The 6158-nt window shown below is 51.1% G+C and carries 4 protein-coding genes; 2 read left to right on the plus strand and 2 right to left on the minus strand.

Going from position 1 to position 6158, the window contains the following annotated elements:
* Positions 1–175: 175 nt before the first annotated feature.
* Positions 176–877, plus strand: a complete 702-nt coding sequence (locus IQ256_RS19940) for a DUF1028 domain-containing protein (protein WP_193857312.1) — start codon at positions 176–178, stop codon at positions 875–877.
* A gap of 94 nt (positions 878–971) precedes the next feature.
* On the opposite strand, the gene IQ256_RS19945 is transcribed toward IQ256_RS19940, so the two are convergent.
* Entirely contained in the window at positions 972–1787 is an 816-nt protein-coding gene (locus IQ256_RS19945; RefSeq protein ID WP_193857313.1) for a 6-phosphogluconolactonase, read from the minus strand.
* Between the two features lie 193 nt (positions 1788–1980).
* Between IQ256_RS19945 and IQ256_RS19950 the strand changes: the two genes are divergently transcribed.
* A complete protein-coding gene (locus IQ256_RS19950) occupies positions 1981–4815 on the plus strand; it encodes a UPF0182 family protein (RefSeq protein ID WP_193857314.1) in 2835 nt (944 codons plus the stop codon).
* Positions 4816–4907: 92 nt separating this feature from the next.
* Here the strand turns inward: IQ256_RS19950 and IQ256_RS19955 are convergent, their stop codons facing one another.
* Entirely contained in the window at positions 4908–5921 is a 1014-nt protein-coding gene (locus IQ256_RS19955; RefSeq protein ID WP_193857315.1) for a hypothetical protein, read from the minus strand.
* Positions 5922–6158 lie beyond the last annotated feature (237 nt).

Here is a 6158-nt window from a genome sequence, read left to right on the forward strand (position 1 = left end):
GTTGAGTAGACCTAATGACACCCTCATCGGTCAATTTACTAGCGAGGAATTAACCTAGCTAACACTGTGCTGTCAGTAGAAAACACCTGAAAGCGTGACCTATGAAACAGTTCTAGAAACCAGATGACTGCTAATCTTTGTTAAGATTCATCTTCAAAAAGAATTTAAGGATTCCATGACTTTTTCAATTGTGGCTTGGGATGCAAAAACTGGAATGACAGGCGTCGCGGTAGCCACCAAACATTTGGCGGTTGGCGCGCTGGTGCCCTATGTAGAAGCGGGTGTGGGTGCGATCGCCACCCAAGCTGCCACCAATCCACTGTTAGGCATTCACGGGCTCGAAATGCTGAAAGGGCATGGCCACTCGCACGTTGCCTCTGCCGAAGAAACTCTACAGCGCCTGCTTTTTGACGATTCTGACCACGAGCAGCGGCAGCTTCATATGGTAGACCGCTACGGACAAACCGCTGCCTGGACTGGGAAAGACTGCGTCGGCTGGGCCGGGCATCTCACTTTTGCGGGCTTTTCTGTGGCGGGCAATATGCTGGTGAGCGAAGCCACCGTTCAAGCGATGGCCGACGCCTATGCGCGGTTTGAAAATAGAGATTTTTGCGATCGCCTGCTGCTGGCTTTAGAAGCGGGAGAAGCTGCGGGTGGTGACAAACGCGGGCGGCAATCGGCAGCGCTGCGGGTCATGCATACCGACAGCTATCCCTATCTCGATCTGCGAGTCGATCATCACGCTCAGCCCATTGAGCAGCTGCGTGAAACCTTTACAGAATCTCGCAAAGACTACTATCAGTCTTTTCGCATGTCTATGCCCTCCGATCGTCACAAAGTGCTTTCACTGCTACCCGACCAGCAGCAAGCCGTTTAATGGTGGCTTTCTAGGAAAAGTTATCATCGCCGCCACCACGCGCAAATCTGGCTAGACACACCCAGACGACAGGCAGTTAGAGATAGATAAAGCCTCAGTCGAACGCGGATGAAAGATAGTCTGCAGCGGCTGCTTGGTCTATCAGTAGAGTTGTCTGAGGCAATTTTCGTAGAATGGTAGCCGGGCAGCTAGGATCAATTGGGCCAGTCAATAGGCGTTTCACCACGGCTGCTTTTCCGTCACCGAAGGCCAGACACAGGCGGTGCCTGATCGCACCAATCGCGCTTAGCGTTAGCGTAAAGGCATAGTTAGGAACGGCCTCTATCGTCTCAAAGTCAGTAGAATCTGCCTGCTGTCGCCGATTCTTTTCGTCTAGACGCACAATCTTGACCCAGCGCGGATCGTTAAAGTCGGCCACAGCCGGGTCGTTGAAGGCAAGGTGACCGTTGTTGCCAATGCCTAAAAAGCAAAGGTCGGGTAGGTGCGATCGCAGTTTCTCTTCATACTGTTCGCAGACCGACAGCGGCGACAGTCCATCGCCTTCGATCTCATAAAACGCCTGCATTGATACCTGGCTAGTCAGATGCGTTTGTAAATAGTGCCGGAAACTAGCCGGATGCGCTGCCGCAATGCCTAGATATTCGTCGAGGTGAAAGCCCGTGATCTTCGACCAGTCGAGCGCCGATCGGTGATTTTGTGAGTGAGTTAGATAGTGCAGACACTGCTTTTGCGATCGCCCAGTTGCAAAGATTGCGATCGCCTGCTGCCTTTCCTCAATGGCTGTCTGTAAGATCTTAGCGGCCTTAGCACTAGCCGCTATAGCGACTGCTTCAGCCGATGAATAGACTTCTACGCTTAGCGCATCGACTTGAAACGTATGCACAGGCGTAGGAATAGACTCTTTCAACATACTTTCAACATAGCAATAGTCAATTTAAATCGAGCGGATCGAAGCTCGAAGTCGACCATTAAAGTTAAAAATTTGGGCGATTCCGGTTTGTTAGCTTTATCAGGGTTCATGATCGGTATGTTGAACAAAAGATCTACTGTAGCCTCACCGCACAGATTTCTACCGCACAGATTCCCTACCGCACAACGCCCCTGTGACTACACCTCTCCCGAATCTTTCCAAAACCTCTAGTCGTTCTTATGCATGGATATGGTGGCTAATTGGCATTCTACTGCTGGCCATTGTCAGCGCCACCACACTCATTCACTTGCTGACAGAATACTGGTGGTTCAGCGCCACTGGATTTACTGACGTATTTCAACTGCGTTTGGGTTGGAGTCTACTTTGCGCGGCGATCGCATTTGCTGCCTATGGCGTGGTGCTGGGTGCGAATTTTTGGCTAGCCCTTTGGCTGACGCGCGATCGCCCCTTCTACGCGCCTGAAAATAGCGATTGGGCCCCCCTCATTCCCAGCCTGATCACCTACGGCGGCATTTCTTTTATTGTCATCTTGTCTCTGGGGGCGGCGCAAAGAGGCGCTCAAGCGTGGGAAGCGCTGCTTAAGTTTCTACGGCCAACCGCTTTTAATGTCGTCGATCCGATCTATCAGCAAGACGTTGGCTTCTACATTTTTAGAATGCCTGTCTACCAGGGACTGCAGCAGCAGGCGCTAGAGCTACTATTCTGGGCCTTAGCAATCACGCTGACGGTCTACGCCCTTAGAGGAGAAATTCGGATAGAGCGCGGCTGGAAGTATCTGCTGACTGGTCCGGTGAAGACGCATCTGTGTGCGATCTTGAGTGCGATCGCCATCACCTTGGCCCTAGGGTACTGGCTCGCTCGCTACGATCTGCTCTACTCCGCGACGGGCGTTGTCTTTGGCGCAGGCTACACAGACGTCAACGCCCGTCTTAGCGCCTATACCGTCATGGGGTTTGTCACCCTAGTGATGGCAGGGCTCTTCATTATTTCTCTGTGGCGCTCTGGTTTTTCCCTACCGCTCACTAGCGTAGGGATCTATCTAGCTGTTCTACTGGTCGTCGGTGGCGTTTATCCGACGCTACAGCAGACGCTCACCGTCGAACCCAACGAGCTTGACAAAGAAAAGCCCTTTATCGCCCACAACCTCGACTTCACTCGCCAGGCTTACGGACTGAGCAATGTTCAAAGAGAGGACTTTGTCGTAGAAGATGATCTGGCTGCGCCAGCGCTTGAGCAAAACACCGCGACACTAGACAATATCCGGCTCTGGGGTTACCAAACGCTGCTGAGCACCTACCAAGAGTTGCAAAGTCTGCGGCTCTACTATCGCTTCCACGATGTAGACATCGATCGCTATACCCTCAACGGCGACTATCGTCAGGTGATGCTCTCTGCCCGCGAACTTGACTATGAGGCCGTACCCGAAAAGGCCCAAAACTGGGTAAACAAAAGGCTCAAGTACACGCACGGCTACGGCGTCGCCATGAGCCCAGTCAACCAGGTAACCATCGAAGGATTACCCGATTTCTTCATCAAAAATATTCCGCCCGAAGCCTCTGTAGATCTCACTATTGATCAGCCCCGAATCTACTACGGTGAGGAAACTGATCACTATGTTTACACTGGCACCAGCACCGAAGAATTTGACTATCCCCTAGGCAACGACAACGCCACGAATCTCTACAGTGGTGCAGGCGGCGTCGGCATCGGCTCAATGTTTAGACGGCTCACCTATGCCTTTGAGATCGGTTCGCTCAAACCGCTTATTTCCAACTATTTCACTGCCAATTCCAAGATTCACTATCACCGTGATATCACCGAACGAGCCCGACAGATTGTGCCTTTTCTACAGCTAGATAGCGATCCTTATCTAGCGTTAATTGACGGTCGGTTTCAGTGGATTTTAGATGGATATACAACGAGCGATCGCTATCCTTATTCCGAGCCGATAGCGCGATCTTCTAGTGCCAGCGAGTTTCTCGGTAGCAGCAGCCAGCTACAGGATATCGCCAGTACAGGAACCAACTACATTCGTGACGCCGCTAAGATCGTCATTGATGCTTACGATGGCACGCTTACCGTCTACGCCATTGACGAAACCGACCCGGTTCTAGCGACTTACCAAAAGATCTTTCCAACGCTGTTCACCCCACTTAGCGAAGCCTCAGAAGACTTGCGGGCTCACTTCCGCTATCCGCTCAATCTCTTCCAGATTCAGTCACAGATGTACCGCGCCTATCATATGGAAGACACCGAAGTTTTCTATAACCAGGAAGACCTCTGGCAGCTCCCCCAGCAAATTGGTGGCAACAACAACGCCGAGCAAATGCAGCCCTACTATGTAATCATGCGGCTGCCCAACGCCGAAGGCGAAGAGTTTCTTCAGATTCTCCCTTTCACGCCATCGCGCAAAGACAACATGGTCGCCTGGATGGCTGCTCGCTGCGACGGTGACAACTATGGCCAGCTCGTCCTCTACAAATTCCCCAAGCAGGTTCTCGTCTACGGCCCTCAGCAAATAGAAGCGCGTATCGATCAAAATCCCGATATTTCAGAGCAGCTTACCCTATGGAATCAGCAAGGCTCTAGCGTCATTCGAGGCAATCTGCTGGTCATTCCTGTCGATCAATCTTTGCTCTACTTTGAACCGGTCTACCTGCAAGCCGACGCCGGAGCGCTGCCTGAGCTAAAGCGAGTCATCGTCGCTTTCAAAAACACTATTGTCATGCGCCAGACCCTGCCAGAAGCTCTAGACGCTATCTTTGGCACTCAATCCGCCGCTGCCCAGCCTACTGAACCCTCTGCGGCTACGACACCGCCAAGCCCGAATCTGACCGATGCAGCAATTCCTGCCTCTCAGCGCGAACAGGTGGAGGCCGCGATCGCAGCGTATGAACAAGGCCAATCAGCGCTACAAGCAGGAGACTGGGCTGCTTACGGCCAGTCGCAAGAACGGTTAGGAAGGCTGTTACAAGAGCTAAATAGTGAAGTGAGCGTGGAGCCATAGGCTCAAAGAACTTCATGCAAAGAACTTTCTAGACCTGATAGAACCATGGCCTTACAACCACCGGCTTGAACTGTTGCAACCATCGGCCTGAGCTATTGATTTAGCTTAGCTATCTCTACAGCTTCATAGAGGATACAGTCAGCAATGCCGCCTATATCACAGGTCTCTAATGTCTCGATAGTCGACTGTAAACCTTGCCGGACTTTGCGATGAAACTCCAACTGTTTTTGTGCTGACGCAGACAGGGCTGTTCCGGTAGGGATAGTCTCGAACTCTTCAATAGCAGCCTCTAACTTCGCGCTGATTTGACTGAGCATTGGCAGATCCTGCGGCCTGACGTATTCTATTGACTCAGTCATTTCGACCAATTCATCTATTAGGCTGCTAGCCGTTTCATAGCTAGCAGCGGCGCTCTTCTCTAATTCAATTCGTTGACCGATTACGGCTTGGTTCGCTTGGTAGTCTGCTAGCTTCATCTGAGCCTCTGCGTAGACTTCGGTGTCAGAGGAGATAGAGTCTAGATACTGTATGGCCTGTTCCCACCGCTGGTAAGCCGACTGCCAAACGGAGATGGGATGGGGAGGATTTTGGACTATCTCTGCTGCCTGCAGACCGAGATAGGTTGCCTGATCAAAGGCAGCGACCGGCTGCGGCGGTTGAACCAACGACACTGATTGAGAGTTCGGCTGAGCTAAAGGCTGGACTAAAGGGAGATTGGTACTATCGCTAGTCTTACCATTAGTTGACTGCTCTCTTTCTGGTAAGGAATTGCGTCTATAGATTACTGGCTGCCTCGAATAAATTTGAGTACCAACAAACGACAAAAGTAGCGCTAGTCCTAGCCCAAGCAGAGCAAATACAATTAGCTTCTTTGTCTTATTTCCTGGCTTTTTTAGAAACTGAAACAGGTCATAGACACAGATAGTCAATGGAGATGCGATCGCAGGCCCGATCAGCAGAAAAAGTAGCCAGCGCCCCGATACAAACGCAATCAACAGGCCAGGAACCAACAGCAACAACCAGGCAGCGATTGTTCTAACATAAAATTCTTGGCTAGCAGAAACTTTCTTGTTCCTGCCTACTTTTTTAGATGCATCAGAAGTCATAGGAATACGTTTATAGGTTTTGAGAAAATAACTAGGCAGTGCGAAGTTTTTGTTGAAAGCTGAGCTTTATTTTAAGCGGCAACAGGCAGTTCTTCTTGGCGTTCAGGGTGCTTAGGTTTAGCTTTGAGTAATTTAGGGAGAAGTAGAGCGGACTTACGTTTGGATAAAACGGTTGGCTGTAGATGCTGAAGCGCCAGGCGCACAATTTGCTCGCTGGGCAACCCGTGTTTAGGGAGC

The organism is cf. Phormidesmis sp. LEGE 11477, assembly GCF_015207105.1.
Lineage (GTDB): Bacteria > Cyanobacteriota > Cyanobacteriia > Phormidesmidales > Phormidesmidaceae > Phormidesmis.

What these genes read in the sequence shown, in the direction of transcription:
- IQ256_RS19955 (WP_193857315.1), bottom strand. Translation starts at nt 5,921, where the DNA reads ATGACTTCTGATGCATCTAAAAAAGTAGGCAGGAACAAGAAAGTTTCT.
- IQ256_RS19940 (WP_193857312.1), top strand. Translation starts at nt 176, where the DNA reads ATGACTTTTTCAATTGTGGCTTGGGATGCAAAAACTGGAATGACAGGC.
- IQ256_RS19945 (WP_193857313.1), bottom strand. Translation starts at nt 1,787, where the DNA reads ATGTTGAAAGAGTCTATTCCTACGCCTGTGCATACGTTTCAAGTCGAT.